The following is a 20555-nucleotide window of genomic DNA, read 5'->3' on the forward strand; positions in this document are numbered from 1 at the left end:
AAGGTAATTTGGATTTTTTCATCAGGTGACGATATGTTAAAAGATGTGAAAAAAATGCAAGGGGTACGTGGAATCGTAGTAGGAATGGCGGCTGCGTTGACGGTGACCGGCGCAGTTCCAGTATATGCGGAAACAGAAGGGGCGGAGGACACAAATCCGGCCACTGTTTTTGAGGATACATACGGCAGTTCGGATTCTTTAGGAGCGGAGTCGTCGGATGCACCGGAGAGTTCTTCCAACGAAGCGGAAAGCACATTGCCGGAAGCATCGACGGACGGAGACGAAACGACGGAACCGGACTCAACTGGGGATGATACATCGGAAAATGATTCATCGAAAGATGAGAGTGGAGACAGTTCATCAGAAAGCGATCCATCGGGGAGTGAGACTGGAGGCAGTACGCCGGGAAGCGATGGAAGTACATCGGGGACGGAGCCCTCATCACCAGAGCCTACCACTATCTCTCCGACAGAGACGCTGCCGGCAGAGACTCCGCCGCCGTTGGAAGCTTCCACTGAGGAAAGCACTTTAGCTGCGGAATCCTCCAGTGAAGAGACTCTCCCGGAAGAGACGGTCGCGGTTAAGATTTTTACCCCAGGCGAGGAAGTTGATTTGGCAAAAGCGGAAGCGGAGCTTCCGGTAAATTTATCACCTATCCGAAAAAAGATTGCGATGGAAGCCTATTCTTTGGTAGGGCGAGTCGGATATTTCTGGGGCGGAAAATCTTTGGCACAAAACTGGGATGGACGCTGGGGCGGTATCCAGCAGGTTACCATTGAAGGGAGTAAATCCACAGGAACGTTCCGGTCTTTCGGGCTGGACTGCAGTGGTTTTGTCGCTTGGGTTTATGTCAATGCTTTTGGCAGAACCGGAGTGTTTAGCGAAGTAGGAGAGACAACGGTAAGCCAGTGGGGCAATTCCTATGAAATTGACTGGTCAGAAGTACTTCCGGGGGATCTGGTATTTCGGAGGAAACCGTCAGATGGTGGCATCAATCATGTCGGCGTAGTAGTAAAGTCGGAAAATGGCGAAGTCTGGGTTGCACACTGTGCCAGCAGTAAGAACAATGTGGTGATTACGGACGCCAGCCGTTTTGTCTATGCGCGCCGTCCATATTTGTTGAAGGATGAATGTTCCTGTACGCGTATGATTGGAAAGGTCGTGCTCCATGACGCGTCTTGTAAAGAATACACAGGCCTGAATACAACTCCTGGCGTCGCGGATCCAAAGGCTTGGGAGAGCGCAGAGCAGTTGAAGGTAGATCTTCAGTCGCTGTTCCCGGATGCTTCTTTTGCCGGAGCGATAGCGAATGCCATTTGGGATCAGTATGCGAAGGTGCCGAGGGAAACCGCAGGACGCATTGCACAGGAGGCCGCCGCCCAGTGTCCGGATATTTTTGATCTGGCGAGAGAAATTGAATCTCGTATGGCTGTGGAGCCGGAAAAATTTGAATTGACGGAATGGCAGGCGGAGACTTTACTGGAATTTATTCAGAAAGCGGAGCTTACGATTAATGCCAGCGGGCAGCCTTTCCGGGATGCAAGGCGGAAAGCGGAAGAGACGGGCATGGCTCTCTCTTCGGAAGTGGACGACTGGACCCCGATTCGAAATATCGAAGGAATTCAGTATCTGAGATCAGCAAGAAAGATTGATCTATCTTATAATGAGATTTCGAGTCTGTCTCCTTTGGATTATACCCGGACAGACGCGAAAGGAAAACAGATTTATGCGTATTCCAGATATCTTCAAAATCCTCTGCTTGGACTTTGGATGGAGGATTTGAATGGTGAGGAGCATCTGGATGGTATTTTGCGGCTGTATTTTGGCGGGGGAGTGCCAGGCAGCATGCAGTCCTATGAGACGGTGCTTTGTCTGACGGGAAATCAGATCACGGAAGCTCCGGAGGAATACCCGGGGAGACTGTTCTTGGAGGGATTCCCGGCGGAAGAGCCGGAGGTCATAGAGGAACCGGAAGTACAACAAAATTGAGAACATCCCCAAAGGGGAGTATCGATAGAAAAAAGCGCCTGGATTCAGGCGCTTTTCTTCTGCATGGAATTTCAGAGAAATTTTATGCAGAAGAAAAATGATCCGCTAAGGATGCACAGGGTCTGCCCCAGCGAAGCGAGGGTACGAGCGCAAAAGGAAAGGAATAAAAATATGGCAGGTCAACAACAGACATTTACCGGAAGTGGAACGTATATTGTATCAGAGCCTTTGATGGAAGCAGTGAATATTGCGATCGCGTTGGAAAAGCCTTTGCTGCTGAAAGGAGAGCCCGGCACTGGAAAGACGATGCTGGCGCAGGCGCTTGCCGAGACATTGGGGAAACGCCTGATTGTATGGAACATTAAATCTACCACAAAAGCCCAGGAAGCGCTCTATCATTACGATACCGTGCAGAGGCTTTATGACAGTCAGTTTGGAGCGGAGGGAGTCGATGAGATTGCCCGCTATATTCATCTGGGAAAACTGGGAGAGGCTTTTCAGTCCGAGGAACAGGTGGTCCTTCTGATCGATGAGATCGATAAAGCGGACTTGGAATTCCCCAATGACTTGCTTTGGGAATTGGATCGGATGGAGTTTTTTATCCCGGAGACAAGGGAGACGGTGCAGGCAAAGCATCGGCCGATCGTGTTGATTACTTCCAACGGGGAAAAGGATTTGCCGGACGCCTTTTTACGGCGTTGTATTTTTCACTATATTGAGTTTCCGGATCAGAAATTGATGGGGCAGATTGTAAGGTCCCACTTTCCCCAGATAGAGGAACATTTGCTGGCGGCGGCGTTGGCGGCGTTCTACCAGGTGAGAGGCCGGTCAGGACTCCAGAAAAAACCAGGAACTTCGGAACTGATCGACTGGGTACGGGCTCTTTCCTTAAGCGGCATTCCAGCCGAGCGATTGGACGAGGCGCTGCCTTTTGCAGGCGTGTTGTTGAAGAAAAAAGAAGATTTGGCGCTGATGCAGGAGAAACGTTGATGTTTACCGGATTTTTCTATTTTTTGCGTGCCGGTGGTTTTTCTGTGGGTCCAGTAGAGTGGATGACTCTGATGGAAGCCTTGGATCGGGATTTGGTTCATTCCAGTTTGGACGCGTTTTATTGGGTCAGCCGGGCGATTCTGGTGAAATCAGAGATGGAGTACGATCAGTATGACCAGCTATTCTTGTCCTATTTTCGGGAGGTGGAAGCCTTTTCAGAAATTTCACCAGAGATGAGGGATTGGTTGGCGAATCCTCAGATGCACAAAACGCCGGAGGAAGTGGCGGAGCTTCCCTTGCCGCCGGAACGAAGCTTGGAAGAACTTTACGAGAGGCTTTCCTGGATGAGAAAGCTTCAGGATGAAGAACACAATCAGGGGAACTTTTGGATTGGCGCGGGAGGAAAGTCTAATCTTGGCCATTCTGCTGAGGAGGGTACCGGTCTGCGATTGGCCGGCTCTTCGAAAAATCATCGAGCGATTGGAAGCTGCGGAGAACGGAAATTTCAGGATTTTCGTAAAAACACGGTGATCACCAGTCGTCAATTTCAGCTGGCTCTCCGGCGTTTGCGCCAGCTTTCCGAGCAGTCGAACGAAGAGCAGCGGGAATTGGACGTGGAGGAAACGACCAGGCGGACGGGAGATCATGGAGGAATTCTGACGTTAGCTTACCGGAAGCCAAGGAAGAATCAAATCGCCCTTTTGCTTTTGATGGACTGCGGCGGGTCCATGCGCCGTCACAGCATGCTTTGCAATCAACTGTTTCAGGCGGTAGACAAATCCACGCATTTTCGGGATGTGAAGGTATATTATTTTCATAATTGTATTTATGACGAGCTGTTTCGGGAACCGAAATGCGAGGCGGATTCCGCTGTTTCGACCCAGTGGGTGCTGAATCAGTATGGGGCCGATTACCGGGTAGTGGTGGTTGGAGACGGGACCATGTCGCCGGAAGAGCTCTTTGATGTGGGCGGAAGTTATCATGGGAAATTCAATCAGGTCGCCGGTGTGGAATGGCTGCGTCGATTCCAGAAAAAGTACGCCCATATGGTCTGGATCAACCCTTCTCTTAGAGAACGGATGGGAAGAGGATTTTTGGTGGAAACGCTGTATTATTTAAAAGACATGTTTCCGACCTATCCGCTGACCTTGGAAGGGCTGGAAAATGCGATGAAGAAGCTGCTGCGAAGGCAGAGCGGAATCAGGGAAGACGGAAGTTCGAGATTATGAAGATCCGGACGTCAAGGCAAGAGACCTTGGGATAAAAAGTATCGGATAGGTTGTAGGGTTTCGGAGCAAGTACTTCTAGGATTCCGATCATTTGTGAAAAGCATTCGCAAAAATAAGAAACTCGCTGCGCTCAAACAGTCTTATTTTTGCTCATAACACAAATTCTCGGAATCTAAGAAGTACTAACGCTCCTGCAAATACAATCTATCCGATACTTTTTATCCCAAGGTCTTTTGACTGGGCGTGTCGGAATCTTTACGAAGGCGGCGGCGCTTATAAAAGCTCGTCTAGGGGAGGATAAAGTGGGTGGTTTCCTGTTCCCGTTTGATTACTTCCTGTACATATCTTTGACACATCTCAATCGTTTCTGTTAAAGCCGGATAGATGAATTTATTCTTGTGATAGACGATGGAAAATTCTCGGAGCAGTGTGACGTCTTTAATCGGAATTGCATAAAATTCGCCGGAGTTTAATTCATCGGCTACCAGAATCGAGGATGCAATGGTGACGCCATGGCCGCTGCGGACCGCGGACAGGATGGCTTCATTTCCGGAGCATCGCCAAATTTCTCGATAAGTAACCCCATGTTGTTTTGCAAGCTGGAGAAGATAGTTCGTCAAGTAGCTATAACTTTCCCGGGAGATCACCGATTCTCCCTGCAGGTCCTCCATGGTGATGGATTGGCCGTAGAATTTGTGCTTTTTGCTGCAAATTAAGCATAGCTGATCCGTCAGCAAATGGGTACATATGATATTGGGGTCGGAGATAACTCCTTCCACGATCCCGATGTCCAGTTCGCTGTCTAGGATCATCTGTTCCACCGTTTTTGTGTTGGTGACCCGAATATTCAGTTCAATTTGCATGAAGTCATCTTCCATACGCTTTACAATTTCTGGAAGGAAGCAAGTACTAAAAACGATGGTCGCGCCCAAACGAACAAGGGGTTTGGCCGCTACATGCTTTAGTTCCAGTTCCATGGTATCAAAGGAGGAAACAATATAGCGGGCGTAAGGGAGAAGACGCCGTCCGTTGTCTGTGAGGTACAGGCGTTTCGAGAGACGGTCGAACAGTTTTATCCCGTAGTAGTTCTCCATTTCAGCAATCGCCTGGCTGATGGAAGGCTGGGCAATGTGCAGCGCTTTGCTGGCGGCGTTCATGGTCTGATAGTCAACCACGGCAATAAAAATACGAAGATAGCGGATGGTCATGGGAAAGCCTCCTTTTGGGAAAATAAAATCCCAAGAGTTTATAATAAAAACACTATTAAAATTATCAAAGTTACGTATTATACATATATTATCAAATATGCTATCCTATTGTCAAGAATCTTGATCAAGTACTCAGAATATAACCAGAGGAGGTTGTGAACGATAATGGCAGAGTGCTGTTGCAGAAAAACAGTAAAGCTTCGGAATGTGGTTTTGGGTTCCGGATCTTTAGCGTTGATTATGCCAATTGCGGCAAAAGATACGGAGGAAGTGGTTTCTTTAGCCAAAGAATTTGAAGCCTATGACCCGGATATTTTAGAATGGAGGGTCGACTATTTTGACGAAGTAGAAAACATCCCGATTTTATTAGAGGCGGCAAAGGCGCTTCGAGAGACGGTGGGAGATCGGGCTGTGATGGCTACTCCCAGACATAAGGAAGAGAACGGCGTTCGGGAGATTAAACCGGAGAAGAAAAAAGAGATTTTGCTTGCATTGATTCGCAGCGGAGTCATCGATATGGTAGATGTAGAGATGCGTTATGGCGAAGCTTACATCCGAAGCCTCCAGGAAGAGTGTCAGAAATATGGCGTGGCTTTGATGGTTTCTTACCATGATCTGCAGCATACTCCGGACAGTGCGGAAATCATTTCTCTTTTGAAAAAAGAAGTAGAATTGGGAGCGGACGTTTGTAAAGTGTCCTTTGTGGCGGAAACGTATGGGGACAATGACCGGCTCGGCAAAGCCATTGCTGAGGCCAGAACGGCCGGCGTAGATGCTCCGATTGTATCGATCTCAGCAGGCCCGAAAGGGACTCTGTCTCGTATTTGTGGGGATGTATTTGGCTCCGACGGAACTTTTGTATCTACTGGAAAGACACATCAGATTCATATTGACGATGTCAGAGCTCTTCGCAAGAGCTTAAAGTTAGATCATTAACAAAAGGAAGAAGTAAGGAGGAAAAAGAAAAATGAATGGAAAAGTGAAAAAAGCGTTGGCCTTTTTTATGGCCGGAGTTTTAGCCATGGGAACCTTGGCTGGATGTTCTTCGGAGGGCGGAAAGGATTCTACTGCGGCAGGTACCCAGGGCGCTGGGACGGCGGCAGGCACCCAGGCTGCCGGAAGTGAGAATGCAGGCGGGGACGCGGGAGATTACCCCAATCAGGCCATTACCGGCGTCAGTACGTTCAGCACCTCTTCGGGCACTTTCAGCGATGCCGTAAAGATTTGCGGCTTGGCAGAGCAGTTCCTGGGCGGAAGCATTACGGTTGTAGACCGCGCCGGCGGTTCCGGAGCGGTTGGCACAGATTTTGTGTACAGTTCGAAGCCGGATGGTTATACGCTGCTGTGCGGTACGGACAGTGTCTCCCTGTTTGGCGTAATGGAACTGTCCGATATTACTTACGATGATTTTATTCCAGTACTTTTGGCTTACGGAAAAGTATTTTATCTGATTGGAAACAAAGATTCCAAATACAACTGCTTACAGGATCTGATCGACGATGCCAAGGCCAATCCAGGACGTGTAACGGTAGCGATCACTGGCGCTGGCAGCGTGCCTGCAGTGTGGTTCTCCCTGTTTGCAAAGCATTTTGACGTACAGTTCAATATTGTTCAGTATGAAGGAAATGGAGATGCAATGACAGCCCTGATGGGCGGCCATGTAGATGCGTTTATCACCAACACGCAGCAGAGCCTGTCCTATGTAGAATCCGGCGATGTGAAACCGATCACGCTGTTGTTTGATAATGATATTCCGATTTTGGAGGGGACGGAGAAATTGTCCGAAGCATATCCGGAACTGGCGAAGTACAGCGGATTTGGAAACTTCTTCCAGATTTCTGTCCATAAGGATACGCCGCAGGCGATTGTAGATAAGCTGAAAGATGCGTTCTTGCAGGCGTACAATACTCCGGAATTCCAGCAGTATATCGAGGATAACGGACATGCTCCCCTAGGTATCAGCGGCGATGAGGCGATTGAATATGAGAAGCGCCATCAGTCCATGGCTTCTTACATCATGTATGATGTGGGCGCGACGGAAATCAATCCGGCGGATCTCGGCATTGAGCGTTTAGCAGAGTAAGACTTTGTCTGCCAGAGCAGATATCATAAGGAGAAGAAGCTGCCTGCGGACAAAAGGGGAGGTCCGTTGTCCGCAGGCAATATCCTAGGGGCGTTTTAGACAGTCCCTATGTCATCAGAAGCGCTCTGTGAAATTCTAAGCTTGGAGGATGAAAATGAATAAGAAGACAGACCGTACCCGGTCCTATATGATGATTCTGTTCATGCTGATTATCAGTGTGGCGGCTTTGATCGGTTCTCTTCAAATTTTTATGAAGCGGCCTGGCCTGGCGGATGCGGGTATGTATCCCCTTTTGATGTCTGGTCTGATGGTACTTACCATGATCGGCGCTTTGCTGGAAGCTTATCGCTGGGCGAAGAAAGCAAAGAAGGATAGCAAAGCAGAAGAAGAGACAGAAAAGGGAAATACGATTTTAGCAGCTTTAAAAGCAGAATTTCCTGCCAGAACCGTTTTTCTGGGGGCTTGTATGCTCGGCTATGGAATTCTATTTCATTTCGTCGGTTTCTATATCTCCACAGCCCTGTTTATGCTGGTATCCATGTTGGGACTGTACCGCGGGAAAAAGGTAAAGATGACGATATTCGTGACGGCGCTTACGCTGGTCTGCGTTTATGTGATCATCGAAAAGATTTTTAATATTCCGTTGCCGTAATCAGAGTTTTTAATTGGAGATAAGGAGATAACCAATGATTGAACATTTGATGGTATTATTTTTTAATCCGTCCTTACTGTTGTATCTGACGGGCGGTATGATTTTCGGTATGTATGCCGGAGCCATTCCGGGCATTTCCGTTACGATGGCGGCCTCTTTGATTATTTCATTTACCTTTTCCTGGTCGCCTATGCCTGCGATTGCGGCGATTCTGGGTACTCATATCGGCGGCGTATACGGCGGATCCCGTTCGGCCATTTTGTTAAACGTACCGGGCACGCCGGCATCCATCGCTACCACTTTTGACGGATACCCTCTGGCTCAGAAAGGCGAGGCAGCCCATGCGCTGACCACCACGGCGGTTCAGTCGGTAGTCGGCGGCATCATCGGAGCTCTTTTGCTGCTCCTTGCCGCTCCGCTTTTGACAAAGTTTGCGCTGCTCTTTGCGGCAAGAGATTATTTCTTCCTGTCTTTGCTTGGCATTTTTCTCTTAAGCGGTATGACGGGAAAATCCTACAGCAAAGGGATGTTTTGCGGATTTTTAGGAATGTTTCTCGGCTCCATCGGTATGGATCAGATGACGGCTGTGAAACGATTTACCTTTGGTTCCATTGAGTTGACTTCCGGTTTGGCGGCAGTGGCGGTTTGCTTCGGTATGTTTGGTATTGCGGAGTCCTTAAATCAGGTCAGCGATCCGGAAAACGTAACGGTAAAAAAGCAGAAACTGGATAAGTTAAAAGTAGACTGGAAAGAGACGATCAAGCATCTTCCTTTGACGATTCGTTGTTCTCTCATCGGCGGAATTATCGGCGCGCTGCCTGGAACAGGCGGAAATATCGCTTCCATCGTGGCCTATAACTACGCGAAGAAAAATGTAAAGAATCCGGAGGTCCCTTTTGGTGAGGGCGCGATCGAAGGCCTGGTAGCTCCGGAAAGTTCCAATAACGCGGCGGTGGGCGGAGCATATGTGCCCATGCTGGCCTTGGGAATTCCGGGCGATAATACCAGCGCGATTTTAATTTCTGCCCTCTATATCCATGGCGTAACACCTGGAACGACACTGATGACCAATTCTCCGGATATGTATTATCTGATCATCGCCTGTATCCTGATCGGTAATATTATCCTCTTGCCGGTATCCCTATCCGGTATTAAGATTTTTGCAAAAATTGCGGAAATTCCCAAAGAAATCCTTCTGCCCTTGATCGTAGTACTCTGCGTGGTGGGCGGCTATGCGATCAATAAATCCGAATTCGACGTATTTGTGGTATTGATCTCTGGATTCTTTGGATATCTGTTTAAACGTCATGATTTCCCGGTCGGTTCGATCATTTTGGGGCTGATTTTGTCTTCTTTGATCGAGTTAAACCTAAGAAGAGCCCTGAATGCTGCTTTCCTTAGCATTCCGGAATTGTTCCTGCAGATCGTGACCAGCCCGCTGTCTCTGATCTTGTTCCTGTCGATCGTGATGTTGACGCTTTATCAGGTTCCGGCAGTAAAAAGAGGCATTGCAGGGTTAAAGACAAAAAAAGCAAAATAGTGAAAGTGAGGCAATAACAATGCAGATTATTGATATGTATCTTCGTCCCCCGATTGAAGGATTTCTTCGCGGCTCCCTCTACAACGACCCGGTGCGTGCGGCGGATTACTGCCGGCGTTGGGACGTATCTCTTCCGGAGTCTGTGAAACAGCAGTCGGTCGAGCTTTTGTTACAGGAAATGGACGAATATAATATCATCGGCGTGGTACCGGCCAGAAAGCGGAAGCCATATTATATGAACAACGATGAGATCGTAAAGCTGCTGGAGGATTATCCGGGACGCTTTATCGGCATGGCTGCCATCGACGGAAACGCTTCCGTAGAAGAGACCATGTACGAGATTGACAAGTATGCGGTTTCCGGTCCTTGTCAGGGCATGACCTTTGAACCTGGCTACTTTGATCCGGAGACGCCTTTGGATGACGCTCGTTTTGAGCCGATTTTCGAGAAGTGCCAGAAGGAAAATATTCCGCTGCTGCTTCCCTACGGCGGCAACTGCAATCGTACGATCCGCTGCTATCAGCCAGTGATGATCGACAATGTCTGCCTGAAGTACCCAGATCTGCATATCATTTTGACCCACGGAGGCTGGCCTTACGTGGCGGAGATGTGCTACATTTCCTTTAAACGTCCGAATTTGTATATTTCTCCGGATGTTTACGGCGTACATACTCCAGGTTCCGATGGATACTATGAGGCGGCGAATTATTATCTCCATGACAAGATGATCTTTGGCTCTTGTTATCCCAGCAACTCGATTAAAGATCTGATCGAGTACAACCAGGCGCGGGTGGAAGAGCGTTGCTGGCAGGAATACTTCCATGACAATGCGGCGCGGGCATTGAATTTGATTTAAAACGGCCTGCGGAGAGGAAACGTAGAAGCAGTCAAGTAGAAAGAAGGGCGAAGGCGATGAAAAAGGAATGGCTTTCGCCCTTTTATTATGAAACTCCCTTTTATTAAAAAAATCACAAGGAAAAGGTGGACAAAAGACATGGAATATGCAATAATTCTCTTGGCGGCAGCTTTTGGCGGTCTTATCAATGTATTGACGGGTTTTGGATGCGGGATTGTTGTTATGGTTTTTCTGCCATATCTTTTTCCACTTCCTCATGCGGCGTCCATATCCAATGTGATCAGCCTTTGCCTGATTACCTCCTTTGCGATCAAATACCGGAAGCAGGTGAAAATTTCTTCGTTTCCTGTCCCGTTTCTCTGTTATGCGTTGACGGCGGCGTTGGCGATTACGATATCCGCCCGGATCCATGCGGCGGTACTAAAGCCTTATTTCGGCCTATTTTTGATTGTGGTGGCGATTTATTTTGCTTTTGTGGCGCCAAATCTGAAACTGACGGCGAATGGGTGGACAGCCGCTATCTGCGCTCTCTTGTCCGGTTTGTCTCAGGGCTTTTTCGGGATTTCCGGGCCGCCGATGGCGCTATATTTTTTACTGATTTCAGAAACCAAAGAACAGTATATCGGAAATCTGCAAGTGTTTTCTCTATTTACCAGTGTATTTGCCTTGGGGATGCGAATCTACAGCGGTACCTTTCATGTATCCATGCTTCCCATGGCGGCAATCGGGGTGGTCGGCGTATTTTTGGGAAAGGCCGTCGGGATGCGTATCTCAGTGGGGATAGACATGGAGCGAATGAAGAAGATTGTTTATCTGTTTCTGGGAATTTCCGGATTTTGGACTTTTATCAGCAATCTTTAAAATAAGAAGGGATAATTGCTATGAGACTTTCCTATTTTGTTTCCGAAAAAGACTACCTGTCGGCGCTTTTGTATCTGCTAAGGCGAAAAATCCAGACGCCTTTGGGGGGCTTTACCGCTTTTGTATTGACGATTGGACAGTTCCTCGCCGTAATCGGTTTTTGCATTGCCGGTCTGATTACAGGGCCGAGAGCGATCTTTTTGGTGATTCTTTCTGGAATTGTTTTTGCCATGAATGGAATCCTCTATCTTCCTACCCCCCAGAAGGCAAAGATTTTGTTTGCCCGAATGAAGAAAGGCGGCCAGTGGGATGCGGAATATGAAAAAAAGCATACCTTAACTTGGGAGGAGGATAAACTCGTTCTTCAATATGGCAAGGTACGGCGGAAATTGCCGGCTGCCTCGATTTCTCAGGTAGTGAAGTGGAAGAACGCGCTGCTGGTGATGACCGGCGATGTGCTTTATTGCGTGGTTCCGGAATCCGCCTGGAAGGAGAAGGGGAACGGTTCTCCGGAAGATTTGATTCGGGAGATTCGGGACCGAAAGTTTGCAGAGTATCGGGAGGCGATTCTGGAAAAGCGGGAAGCCTTGGAAAATGAGGGGAAGAAGCCGTATCGCTATCATTACACGAAAGAACGCTATTTGAGCGACTTAAAAGAAGCGCATCGGAAAGCTTACACCATGGGATTTGCCTGGAGGGGACAAGCTTTGATCCGGATTGGAGGCGCTGTTTTGCTGTTTGCCCTCTGGACGCAGCCTTTGGAGCAGGGATGGAAAGTCCTCGCCACGGCAGCGGCCTTGATCTTGCTTTTTCCGTATATTCGTACCTTTAGTTTTTTGCTGAATCTTTCTTTAGAGCGGGGCGTGAGAGAAGTTCTTACTTTTTGTCCCGGTACAGAGGCAGAATTTTATGTATCGGAACAGGAATTGGTATTTCTAGGAGATATTCACTGTCTGGTGATTCCCTGGGGAGACGTTCTGGCAGTGAAGAAATTGAGCGGGGGACTTGCTTTTTATCTGAAAAACCAGCTGATCGTACCTTTGCCAGGGGATGGAGAGGAACTTTTCGCTCTGGTACAGAGAAAAGGAGAGTAGCTTTTAACAATTGAAAATGATATGGTGAAAACGAAGAAAAAGAATTTCGCTTTGCGAAATTCTTTTTTATTCTATAGGAAATGGGGGCGGAATTTCCTGCTTGATGGAATAAAAAGCGCTTGGCGGTGAATGGGTGTGAGGAGAAAAGGGGAAGATGTAACAAAGGGGAAGTATGTACAAGTCGAAATTTGTGGAAAAACAAAAATGAAATGTTAGACAGGGGGGGGGTAAAAGGTATTATTATTTGTATAGATTTTAAATATAACTAAATATTAAAAAAGAAAGGAAAAAAGTATGAAAAAAATTGGAGTTCTTTTACTAAGTGGAATTCTCGGATTGAGCATGACAGGCTGTTCTTCCAGCGCTCTGAAGCAGCCGGAGACAACGGCCGCTGAGACAAAGGCGGAGGCGACGGAAGCCACGACGGCTGCCGGCGCGGAAACTTCCGCGGCTTCGGAAGCGGGCGGCGAATATGAGCAGGTTACCATTCGTCTGGCCCATACGTCTCAGGAGAGCGATACGGACCCTTACCACTATGCGGCACTTCAGATCAAGAGTATGTTGGAAGAGCGGACAGGCGGCGCGGTAACCGTAGAAATTTATCCGAACTCTCAGTACGGAAACGAGCGGGAAATGTTTGAAGGCGTGATGATGGGAACCGTGGATATGGCCATCATGACGGCTGCCAATATCTCGGAATTTGCACCGGCTTTCCGGGCGGTAGACCTGCCGTTTATCTTCCCCAGCTCGGAAGCTGCCTGGGCGGCTTTGGACGGACCTGCCGGAACTGCCATCGGGGACACTCTGAAGGATGTTGGTGTGAAAGGCCTGGCTTGGGGCGAAACTGGTTTCCGTCAGATGGTGACCAATGGCCATGGAATCAAAGCTACGGCAGATTTCAATGGAATGAAAGTTCGTTCGGTGGAAAATGAGATCTATGTGAAGGCTTATTCCGCTTGGGGCGCGAATCCGTCTCCCCTTTCCTGGTCTGAAACTTTAACTGCGTTCCAGCAGGGCGCCATCGATGGATTTGACGTTCCGATCAGTATCGTATATGGAAGCAGCATTTTTGATATGGCGGACTATTGTTCTCTGACCAACCAGTTCTACAATGGCCAGTATCACGTGGCAAATCTGGCGTGGTTTGAAGGCCTTAGCCCCGAACTGCAGGAGTTGATTCAGGAAGTCGTAAAGGAAGCGGCGGACAAGGAGCGTCAGTTCCTGAAAGAACAGGAAGCCAACTGGATTCAGGGCTGCGAGGAAAAAGGTATGAAGGTGGTTCGCACGGAAGAGATCGATCTTGCTTCTTTCCAGGATGCGATCAAAGATATGTACGACGAGTATGCCAAGTCCATCGGCGGCACCTATGTACAGGATCTGATGGCGGCGGCTTCGGCGGCAGCCCAGTAATAAGGAAAAGAGAGGGTGTGAAATGAAAAAATTGGCCGAAGGCTATGGAAAGGCCTGCAACTGTGTGAATCGGATCCTTGGCTTTTTGATTGTGCTTCTTTTTGCAGCCATGTTTGGTTCTTGTATCTTACAGGTCGTGACCCGTTATGTACTGAATAATTCCCTGGTATGGACCGATGAACTAGCCAGATACACCTTTATCTGGGGAAATATGCTGGGAGCGGCGTACTGCACCTGGACCTTCGGCCATGCTACGTTGACGGTCTGCCTGGACCGTTTCCCTGCGGGGGTTCGTAGAATCCTTCAGATTCTGACGTACCTGCTGGTAGCGGCGATTGGCTGTGTGCTGGTGGTGGCGGGGATTCGCCTCATGCCGGTAGTGGCGGTTCAGAAAAGCCCGGCGCTGCATCTGCCCATGCGGTATGTCTATTCCTCTGTTCTGGTGGGAGGCGTGCTTTTTGTCCTCTATTCCATCGGGCATATTTTGAATTTTCTCGGCGGAGAGCCGGCAGCAAAGGAGGAAGTATAATGGGCTTACTGCTTTTTGGAAGTTTACTATTGATGATGTTTTTGGGAGTCCCCATTGCCTTTGCGATTCTGGGCAGTGGAACATTGACGCTCCTTTGTACGCAGCTGCAGCCCTTGACGGTAGTTGCGCAAAAGCTGGTGAACGGGCTGGATTCTTTTCCGCTGATCGCGGTTCCTCTGTTTATTTTTGCAGGAAATCTGATGGATCGGGGAGGCATCTCCAAACGTCTGGTGGATTGGTGTGAGTCCCTGACCGGCGGTTTCACCGGAGGCCTCGGGGCTGCCGCAGTGGTTACCTGCGCGGTCTTTGCGGCTCTGACTGGTTCTGGCCCGGCTACAGTAGCGGCAGTCGGAAGTATCATGATTCCTTCTATGGTGGAAAAGGGATATGAAAAGCATCGGGCGACCGGATTGGTCACCAGCGCGGGAGCTCTGGGACCGATTATTCCCCCTTCCACACCGATGATCATCTATGGGTGCACTATGGGAGTTTCTATCCCGTATATGTTTATGGGAGGAGTCCTGCCGGGGGCTTTGATCGCTCTGGCGCTGATTGTGGTGAATTATGTGACGGCCAGAAAGAATCCGGCGCTGCGGAATGCGGCGAAAACGAAGTTCTCTTTCCGGAATTTTGGAAAAGCTACAGTTCGTTCTTTCCCTACGCTGTTGATGCCGCTGATTATTCTGGGAGGAATTTATGGAGGCGTCTTTACGCCAACAGAGGCTGCTGCGGTAGCCTGTGTGTATGGTTTGATTTTAAGCGTAGGCGTTTACCGGGAGATCCGTCCCAAAGAACTGCCGGAGATCGTGATTTCTTCGATGAAGATCTCCGCTATGGCTGTATTCATCTGCGGCTGTGCAAACTTACTTAGCTTTATTTTGACCAACTCCAAGATGGCAAATGCGATCACCAATGCGATTGTATCCAATGTATCTTCGCCCTATGGTTATCTGGCCATTTTGATCGTACTTTTGCTGATCGTGGGCTGTTTCCTGGACGTGTTGGCGGCCATTTTGATTCTGGCTCCCATGCTGATTCCGGCGGGCGTGGCCCTCGGATGGGATCCGTTGTTCTTAGGCTGTCTGTTCTGTATTGTGTTGGTAATCGGATTGATTACGCCTCCTTTTGGCGTAAATCTGTTTACGGCGACGGCCATTGCCGATTTGAAATTTGAACAGGTAGTAAAGGGCGTGATGCCGTTTTTGATTGTAGAGGTCATTGCCATTGTGATCATTGCGTTGAACCCTTGGCTGATTATGTGGCTTCCTTCACTGATGAGTTAGGGCGGAAAGGAAATCGGATGGAACAGGAGACAAGAAAAGCGGCGGCAAGGGAGTTGCTGCGCGGCGCTTACGATATCCATATTCACAGCAACCCTTCTCTGGGACCAGATGGGGAGGGGTTTGGAATCAGCGACGAAGAGGTGGCGGAGGAAGCGTTTCAGGCCGGGCTTTCTGGAATATGCCTGAAAAATACGGAGAGCGCGACGATTTTTCGGGGCTGGACGCTGAATCGCCAAGAACGATTCTCCTCTGCGGGGTTCCACTGTTATTCTTCTTTGACGTTAAATCTTCCGGTAGGGGGAATCAATCCCTATGCGGTGGACTATGCGATCTGTCAGGGAGCGGCTTGTATCTGGTTTCCCACCTATAGTGCGGAAAATATGAGAAGCGCGCTTGAAGCAGCGGAAAAAGGGGGCGTGGAGATCTCGCCCTGGAATCCGGCCCGGCGTCTTCTCCCTCCGCCTGGAGGGAAAGGGATCTGCGTTCTGGATGAAAGAGGGCAGGTGCTGCCGGAGGTGCGGGACGTGATTGCCATGACCAAGGAGGCGGGCGTCTGCCTTGCCACCGGACATCTAAGCCCCAAGGAAAGCTATGCGGTTTGCCGGGAAGGCGTGCGGATGGGTCATAGAAAGATGATTTTCACCCATCCGGACAATCGCTATACGAGAGCGCCCTATGATATGCTGGAGGATTTGGCCGGCCGTGGAGTTTATTTGGAGAAGACCTATTTCTCCCATGTGCGGGATTACCAGGAAGAGCGGGCCTATGATTACGTGCGGCGAATCGGAGCGGAACATTTCTTCCTGACTTCCGATACGGGACAGCGGGAAATGCTTCGTCCCGCAAAAGCCATGGAAGCTTACGTGGAGGCTTACCTGGAGCATGGCTTTTCCGTGGAAGAAATTGGCCGGATGGTTCGGGAAAATCCGGGATTTTTGATCAAAGGATGAAAAAGAAGAAGGCTTGAAACTGCTAAAATTGCAGCTTCAAGCCTTTTTCTTGTAGGTAAAACCGATATCTTTGCATCAATATCCCGTATTAGACAGGAAGCGTATGCTTTGTTATCCTATGGTCAGAGCGGTAAAGCTTCTCTTTCCCCCTCCTTTTCCTGGATCAGCTTCCAGAAGTCCTCCATATAGTTCGGCATATCCTCCCCGGCTCGGCGAATGCAGGCAAGGGGTAGTGTGATATCCGGTTCGGCGATGGGAAAAGAAAGGAGGCCCATCTGTTTCAATTCTTCGGCAGGGATTTCCGTGATAACAAAGCCCAAACGATGACAACACATTTGGATGCGTCGATCCGGATTGCTGTGTTCCGCAGCCAAATGAAAATGAAATTGATGGAGGGCGGCATATTCCTCGATGGAGTGGCGCAGATGGCCGCTGGGCGAAGAAATGTAAGGAAGTTTGGTTACTTCCCGCAGGATGACTCCCTGTTCCCAGTGAGCGATGACAGCGGTTACCTCATCCCCGTAATATTGCTTCAAGAGTTCCGGGCTGACAGCTAAACGATAAGGATAGATCTGCAGGAGAAAATATTCTCTTGCTTTCGAGAGTCCGCTGGCATTGCCGATGTAGAAATCCAGATGATATTCGGTCAATTCCTGATCCAAAACGGTGGAATTATCTTCTATAATTTTTATTTCTACATCCGGATGGTTTTTTTGATAGGAAGAGATATGAAAATATCCCATAACATCCGGAAGCTTTGCCCGGCAGCAGCCTAAAGTGACTTGCTTTTTTTCCTCGGTAAATGGTTTTAATTTCTGATCTAATTGGCAATAAACTTGCTGAATTTGCAGCGCGGACTGAAGCAATACTTCTCCAGCCGGCGTCAAACGAAGATTTGGCCGGCGGGAAAAGAGCTGTACATGGTAATAGTCTTCCAGTTTTTTTAGATAGATACTGAGATTTTGCTGGGATACATGTACTTCCTTAGCTGCTTTCGTGAGATTTAAATGTTTCGCAATAATTAAAAAATAATCCAAAGATGGGTGATAGGTATCCATATTTTACTCCTGAATGCCGTCGGAAAAACCTCGACGGAGACTTTTCATAAAGATAAGATAAAACGTTCATAGAGCATTCACTTTTACGAAATAATAGTACCATCGATTAACAAAAACATAGGAAAGTAAATATGCTTAGTTAAAAATTAACATACAAAAGAAAAAAAGTCAAGGTATAATCACAAGCTGGGACTTGTATTGAAACAAAAACCATGTGTTTGATAAATGAAAATTGGGATGTTAAACTGTTAATACAGTTCATAAAATTAGTAATACAAAAGAAGAATATCAAAACTGGACTGGTTTAACCTGACAAGAGGCGACGGATCCCACCTTTTGTTTTGGAAAAAAATGTGGAAAATCATGAACGATTTTGGAGGATTAAATCATGGGAGAAGAAAAGAAGGAAAAACGTTTGGTGGAATATTATCAGGAAGGTGCGATCGGTATCATCCATTTAAATGATCCGCCTTTAAATATCTCCACAAAGGAAAACCGGAAGCAGTATGGCGAGGCAGTCACCTGGGCAAAGAACAATCCAGAGCTGCGCGTCGTTATCTTCCGCAATACAGGAAAGTGCTTTGGCGCGGGCGCGGACGTAAAAGCGATGCCCAATATTGATATTAACTCTTATAATGTACCCCGTTATACCAATGTTTATGAGCGGGTAACGGATCTTCCGATGCCTACCATCGCAGCTTTGGATGGCGCTGCTTATGGCGGAGCTTTCGAGCGTGCGTTGGCTTGCGATATGCGAATTGCCAGACGGGATGCGATCCTTTGCATGAGCGAGGTGAACTTCGGCGCGATTCCTGGTTCCGGCGGAGTAGCAAAGCTGATCGAGCTGATGGGCAATGCGAAGGCCATGGAAGTAATGCTGATGCCGAGAAAAGATATGACGGCGGAAGAGTGGCTGCCGTATGGCGTTGTCAACGCAGTAGTAGACGACGAAGAGAAGACCGGCGATGCGGCGTTCCGCAAAGCAATGGAATGGGCAGAGATCATTGCCTCCAAACCATATTCTGGTCCGAGAGCGATCAAGGAAGCTTCTCTTTGCTGGAGAAAACCTCGTCTGGAGCCTTATTTCAAGGAGCAGCAGAGAATCAACACCCATCTGTGCGCTGCTGGAGATTTTAAGGCGGGAGCCAACGACTTCTTCAACAAAGACAACGCGTTTCATAAATAATTACGGATCTCGGAAAGGAAGTTCATTATGCGTATAGAAAAGAAAGGGAATAAAGTTCCGGTACTTACTGCCGAGGAAGCGGTTTCCATGATTCCTGACGGCGGCGTGGTTTACTTAGATGGAACCAGCACCGGAATTAGAGAGCCTGCCGCATTGTTTCAGGCTTTAGCAAAACGGTATCGTGAGACGGAAAGTCCGAAAGATTTAACGATTTTCTTCCCGAATGGAGTGGGAGATCGTCAGCCGGATTCTGACAGAGGCTTCTCTGTTTTAGCTATCCCTGGTTTGATCAAACGGGCCGTTGGCGGCCATATTGGCCAGTCTCCGAAGATTGCCCGTATGATTGATAACAATGAAATTGAAGGCTATAATTTGTCCATGGGCGTTATGAGCCAGATGATGCGGGCCGCTGCAGCGAAGACTCCGGGCGTTATTTCCCGGGTTGGCCTCCACACCTTCCAGGATCCTCGTCAAAAAGGATGCAAGCTGAATGAAAAGACCACCGAAGATATCGTAAAGGTCATGGAGATCGATGGAGAAGAGTTCCTTTTCTATAAGACCATTCAGCCGACGGTCGCTTTACTGCGGGGAACCACTGCGGATGAAGAAGGCTATGTAACCATGGAAGATGAAATCGGCGCTTCCTTCTTGGATGAAATGGCAGTTGCCCAGGCAGTACACAACAATGGCGGCGTGGTCATCGTTCAGGTACAGCGGATGACAAAGTCCGGCTGCCTGAATCCAAAGAGCGTAAAGATTCCTGGCATCTATGTGGATGCGATTGTGGTAGAGCCGAATCAGTGGCAGTCCTATAGCTTGGAAGGCGTGCCGACCGATCGTCATGCGTCCTGCGATTTCCCGACGATCCCGGCTGATATGCCCCCTCTGCCTTTGACGGAGCGGAAGGCGATCTGCCGCCGGAGCTTGTTGGAAATCCGTCCCGGTGTGGTTGGAAACGTTGGCGTCGGCGTTCAGACGGCTCTCAGCGCGGTGGCTCAGGAAGAAGGGATCAGCGATCAGTTTACGCTGACCACAGAGTGCGGTACAGTCGGAGGCGTAGCAGGGCCGCCGGAAGGAAGCAATTTTGGTATCTTCCGGAACATGCGCGCGGTTATTCCGATGCCGGATCAGTTTGCTTTCTATGATGGCGGCGGTCTGGATATGGCATTCCTTAGCTTTGCTCAGTTGGATGAGGAGGGAAATGTCAATGTTCACCGACTGGCTGGTAAGATCATGGGAACCGGCGGATTTGTGAATATTTCTGCCAACAGTAAGAAGATCGTCTTTGGAGGCACCATGACCTCCGGCGGATTGAAAGTAGAAATACGCGATGGAAAAGTCCATATTTTACAGGAAGGACGGTTCCGTAAGTTCGTGAAAAATGTAGATGAGATTACATTCAGCGGCAAAGTGGCAAAACGGCAGAATAAGCCGGTTCTCTACATCACCGAGCGCTGCGTCTTCCGTTTGACCCAGGATGGTGTCGAACTGATCGAAGTGGCTCCGGGCATCGATGTGGAGACACAGATTCTTCCGCTGATGGATTTCAAACCTTTAATCAGCAAGGATCTAAAAGAAATGGATCCTCGTATTTTCCAAGAACAGGTGATGGGAATCCGTAAGGATTTTGCATAAAC

At 48.7% G+C, this 20555-nt stretch carries 18 protein-coding genes; 16 read left to right on the forward strand and 2 right to left on the reverse strand.

Features of this window, described 5'->3' with window-relative positions; all coding sequences use genetic code 11:
• The first annotated feature begins 33 nt into the window (after window positions 1-33).
• The 3 genes from ACCC71_RS03520 (at window position 34) to ACCC71_RS03530 (ending at window position 4208) form a co-directional block, all read left to right on the forward strand.
• Window positions 34-1989: an NlpC/P60 family protein gene (locus ACCC71_RS03520; protein ID WP_434311051.1), complete on the forward strand. Its 1956-nt coding sequence runs from the start codon at window positions 34-36 to the stop codon at window positions 1987-1989.
• Window positions 1990-2160: 171 nt separating this feature from the next.
• Window positions 2161-2979, forward strand: a complete 819-nt coding sequence (locus ACCC71_RS03525; protein ID WP_434311052.1) for an AAA family ATPase — start codon at window positions 2161-2163, stop codon at window positions 2977-2979.
• Window positions 2979-4208, forward strand: a complete 1230-nt coding sequence (locus ACCC71_RS03530) for a VWA domain-containing protein (protein WP_434311053.1) — start codon at window positions 2979-2981, stop codon at window positions 4206-4208. Before ACCC71_RS03525 ends, ACCC71_RS03530 begins: the two co-directional genes overlap by 1 nt.
• A gap of 287 nt (window positions 4209-4495) precedes the next feature.
• Here the strand turns inward: ACCC71_RS03530 and ACCC71_RS03535 are convergent, their stop codons facing one another.
• The gene (locus tag ACCC71_RS03535) at window positions 4496-5416 is read right to left on the reverse strand and encodes a LysR family transcriptional regulator (RefSeq protein ID WP_434311054.1); all 921 of its coding nucleotides are present in this window, start codon (window positions 5414-5416) and stop codon (window positions 4496-4498) included.
• A 165-nt stretch (window positions 5417-5581) separates the two neighbouring features.
• Between ACCC71_RS03535 and aroD the strand changes: the two genes are divergently transcribed.
• From aroD to ACCC71_RS03590, 11 genes are all read left to right on the forward strand, one after another.
• Complete coding sequence (aroD, locus tag ACCC71_RS03540) at window positions 5582-6352, forward strand: type I 3-dehydroquinate dehydratase (RefSeq protein ID WP_434311055.1); 771 nt, start codon at window positions 5582-5584, stop codon at window positions 6350-6352.
• 31 nt (window positions 6353-6383) lie between these two features.
• The gene (locus tag ACCC71_RS03545; protein WP_434311056.1) at window positions 6384-7499 is read left to right on the forward strand and encodes a tripartite tricarboxylate transporter substrate binding protein; all 1116 of its coding nucleotides are present in this window, start codon (window positions 6384-6386) and stop codon (window positions 7497-7499) included.
• A 154-nt stretch (window positions 7500-7653) separates the two neighbouring features.
• Entirely contained in the window at window positions 7654-8151 is a 498-nt protein-coding gene (locus tag ACCC71_RS03550) for a tripartite tricarboxylate transporter TctB family protein (protein ID WP_434311057.1), read from the forward strand.
• Window positions 8152-8185: 34 nt separating this feature from the next.
• Entirely contained in the window at window positions 8186-9691 is a 1506-nt protein-coding gene (locus ACCC71_RS03555; protein WP_434311058.1) for a tripartite tricarboxylate transporter permease, read from the forward strand.
• Window positions 9692-9710: 19 nt separating this feature from the next.
• Complete coding sequence (locus ACCC71_RS03560) at window positions 9711-10547, forward strand: amidohydrolase family protein (RefSeq protein WP_434311059.1); 837 nt, start codon at window positions 9711-9713, stop codon at window positions 10545-10547.
• A 138-nt stretch (window positions 10548-10685) separates the two neighbouring features.
• The gene (locus tag ACCC71_RS03565; RefSeq protein WP_434311060.1) at window positions 10686-11408 is read left to right on the forward strand and encodes a sulfite exporter TauE/SafE family protein; all 723 of its coding nucleotides are present in this window, start codon (window positions 10686-10688) and stop codon (window positions 11406-11408) included.
• Between the two features lie 20 nt (window positions 11409-11428).
• Window positions 11429-12502: a hypothetical protein gene (locus ACCC71_RS03570; protein WP_434311061.1), complete on the forward strand. Its 1074-nt coding sequence runs from the start codon at window positions 11429-11431 to the stop codon at window positions 12500-12502.
• 294 nt (window positions 12503-12796) lie between these two features.
• Complete coding sequence (locus ACCC71_RS03575) at window positions 12797-13912, forward strand: TRAP transporter substrate-binding protein (protein ID WP_434311062.1); 1116 nt, start codon at window positions 12797-12799, stop codon at window positions 13910-13912.
• 22 nt (window positions 13913-13934) lie between these two features.
• A complete protein-coding gene (locus ACCC71_RS03580; RefSeq protein WP_434311063.1) occupies window positions 13935-14441 on the forward strand; it encodes a TRAP transporter small permease in 507 nt (168 codons plus the stop codon).
• Entirely contained in the window at window positions 14441-15724 is a 1284-nt protein-coding gene (locus ACCC71_RS03585) for a TRAP transporter large permease (protein ID WP_434311064.1), read from the forward strand. Before ACCC71_RS03580 ends, ACCC71_RS03585 begins: the two co-directional genes overlap by 1 nt.
• 17 nt (window positions 15725-15741) lie before the next feature.
• Complete coding sequence (locus ACCC71_RS03590; RefSeq protein ID WP_434311065.1) at window positions 15742-16674, forward strand: DUF6282 family protein; 933 nt, start codon at window positions 15742-15744, stop codon at window positions 16672-16674.
• 122 nt (window positions 16675-16796) lie between these two features.
• Here ACCC71_RS03590 and ACCC71_RS03595 read toward each other — a convergent pair whose 3' ends face one another.
• Window positions 16797-17732, reverse strand: coding sequence for a LysR family transcriptional regulator (locus tag ACCC71_RS03595; protein ID WP_434311066.1), 936 nt, complete (start codon window positions 17730-17732; stop codon window positions 16797-16799).
• Window positions 17733-18120: 388 nt separating this feature from the next.
• On the opposite strand from ACCC71_RS03595, the gene ACCC71_RS03600 reads away from it, so the two are divergent.
• Window positions 18121-18918 carry an enoyl-CoA hydratase/isomerase family protein gene (locus tag ACCC71_RS03600; protein WP_434311067.1) on the forward strand — a complete coding sequence of 266 codons (798 nt, stop codon included), beginning with the start codon at window positions 18121-18123 and terminating at the stop codon, window positions 18916-18918.
• A 27-nt stretch (window positions 18919-18945) separates the two neighbouring features.
• Window positions 18946-20553: an acyl CoA:acetate/3-ketoacid CoA transferase gene (locus ACCC71_RS03605; RefSeq protein WP_434311068.1), complete on the forward strand. Its 1608-nt coding sequence runs from the start codon at window positions 18946-18948 to the stop codon at window positions 20551-20553.
• Window positions 20554-20555 lie beyond the last annotated feature (2 nt).

Origin of the sequence: Hominifimenecus sp. rT4P-3 (assembly GCF_051055405.1) — a bacterium.
Classification (GTDB): Bacteria; Bacillota; Clostridia; order Lachnospirales; family Lachnospiraceae; genus Pseudolachnospira.

Excerpts from the sequence above, each read along its gene's own strand:
- ACCC71_RS03530 (WP_434311053.1), top strand. The coding sequence starts at position 2,979 with ATGTTTACCGGATTTTTCTATTTTTTGCGTGCCGGTGGTTTTTCTGTG.
- ACCC71_RS03520 (WP_434311051.1), top strand. The coding sequence starts at position 34 with ATGTTAAAAGATGTGAAAAAAATGCAAGGGGTACGTGGAATCGTAGTA.
- ACCC71_RS03580 (WP_434311063.1), top strand. The coding sequence starts at position 13,935 with ATGAAAAAATTGGCCGAAGGCTATGGAAAGGCCTGCAACTGTGTGAAT.
- ACCC71_RS03570 (WP_434311061.1), top strand. The coding sequence starts at position 11,429 with ATGAGACTTTCCTATTTTGTTTCCGAAAAAGACTACCTGTCGGCGCTT.
- ACCC71_RS03590 (WP_434311065.1), top strand. The coding sequence starts at position 15,742 with ATGGAACAGGAGACAAGAAAAGCGGCGGCAAGGGAGTTGCTGCGCGGC.
- ACCC71_RS03565 (WP_434311060.1), top strand. The coding sequence starts at position 10,686 with ATGGAATATGCAATAATTCTCTTGGCGGCAGCTTTTGGCGGTCTTATC.
- ACCC71_RS03560 (WP_434311059.1), top strand. The coding sequence starts at position 9,711 with ATGCAGATTATTGATATGTATCTTCGTCCCCCGATTGAAGGATTTCTT.
- ACCC71_RS03595 (WP_434311066.1), bottom strand. The coding sequence starts at position 17,732 with ATGGATACCTATCACCCATCTTTGGATTATTTTTTAATTATTGCGAAA.
- ACCC71_RS03585 (WP_434311064.1), top strand. The coding sequence starts at position 14,441 with ATGGGCTTACTGCTTTTTGGAAGTTTACTATTGATGATGTTTTTGGGA.
- ACCC71_RS03555 (WP_434311058.1), top strand. The coding sequence starts at position 8,186 with ATGATTGAACATTTGATGGTATTATTTTTTAATCCGTCCTTACTGTTG.
- ACCC71_RS03605 (WP_434311068.1), top strand. The coding sequence starts at position 18,946 with ATGCGTATAGAAAAGAAAGGGAATAAAGTTCCGGTACTTACTGCCGAG.
- ACCC71_RS03600 (WP_434311067.1), top strand. The coding sequence starts at position 18,121 with ATGGGAGAAGAAAAGAAGGAAAAACGTTTGGTGGAATATTATCAGGAA.
- ACCC71_RS03550 (WP_434311057.1), top strand. The coding sequence starts at position 7,654 with ATGAATAAGAAGACAGACCGTACCCGGTCCTATATGATGATTCTGTTC.
- ACCC71_RS03525 (WP_434311052.1), top strand. The coding sequence starts at position 2,161 with ATGGCAGGTCAACAACAGACATTTACCGGAAGTGGAACGTATATTGTA.
- ACCC71_RS03535 (WP_434311054.1), bottom strand. The coding sequence starts at position 5,416 with ATGACCATCCGCTATCTTCGTATTTTTATTGCCGTGGTTGACTATCAG.
- ACCC71_RS03575 (WP_434311062.1), top strand. The coding sequence starts at position 12,797 with ATGAAAAAAATTGGAGTTCTTTTACTAAGTGGAATTCTCGGATTGAGC.
- aroD (WP_434311055.1), top strand. The coding sequence starts at position 5,582 with ATGGCAGAGTGCTGTTGCAGAAAAACAGTAAAGCTTCGGAATGTGGTT.
- ACCC71_RS03545 (WP_434311056.1), top strand. The coding sequence starts at position 6,384 with ATGAATGGAAAAGTGAAAAAAGCGTTGGCCTTTTTTATGGCCGGAGTT.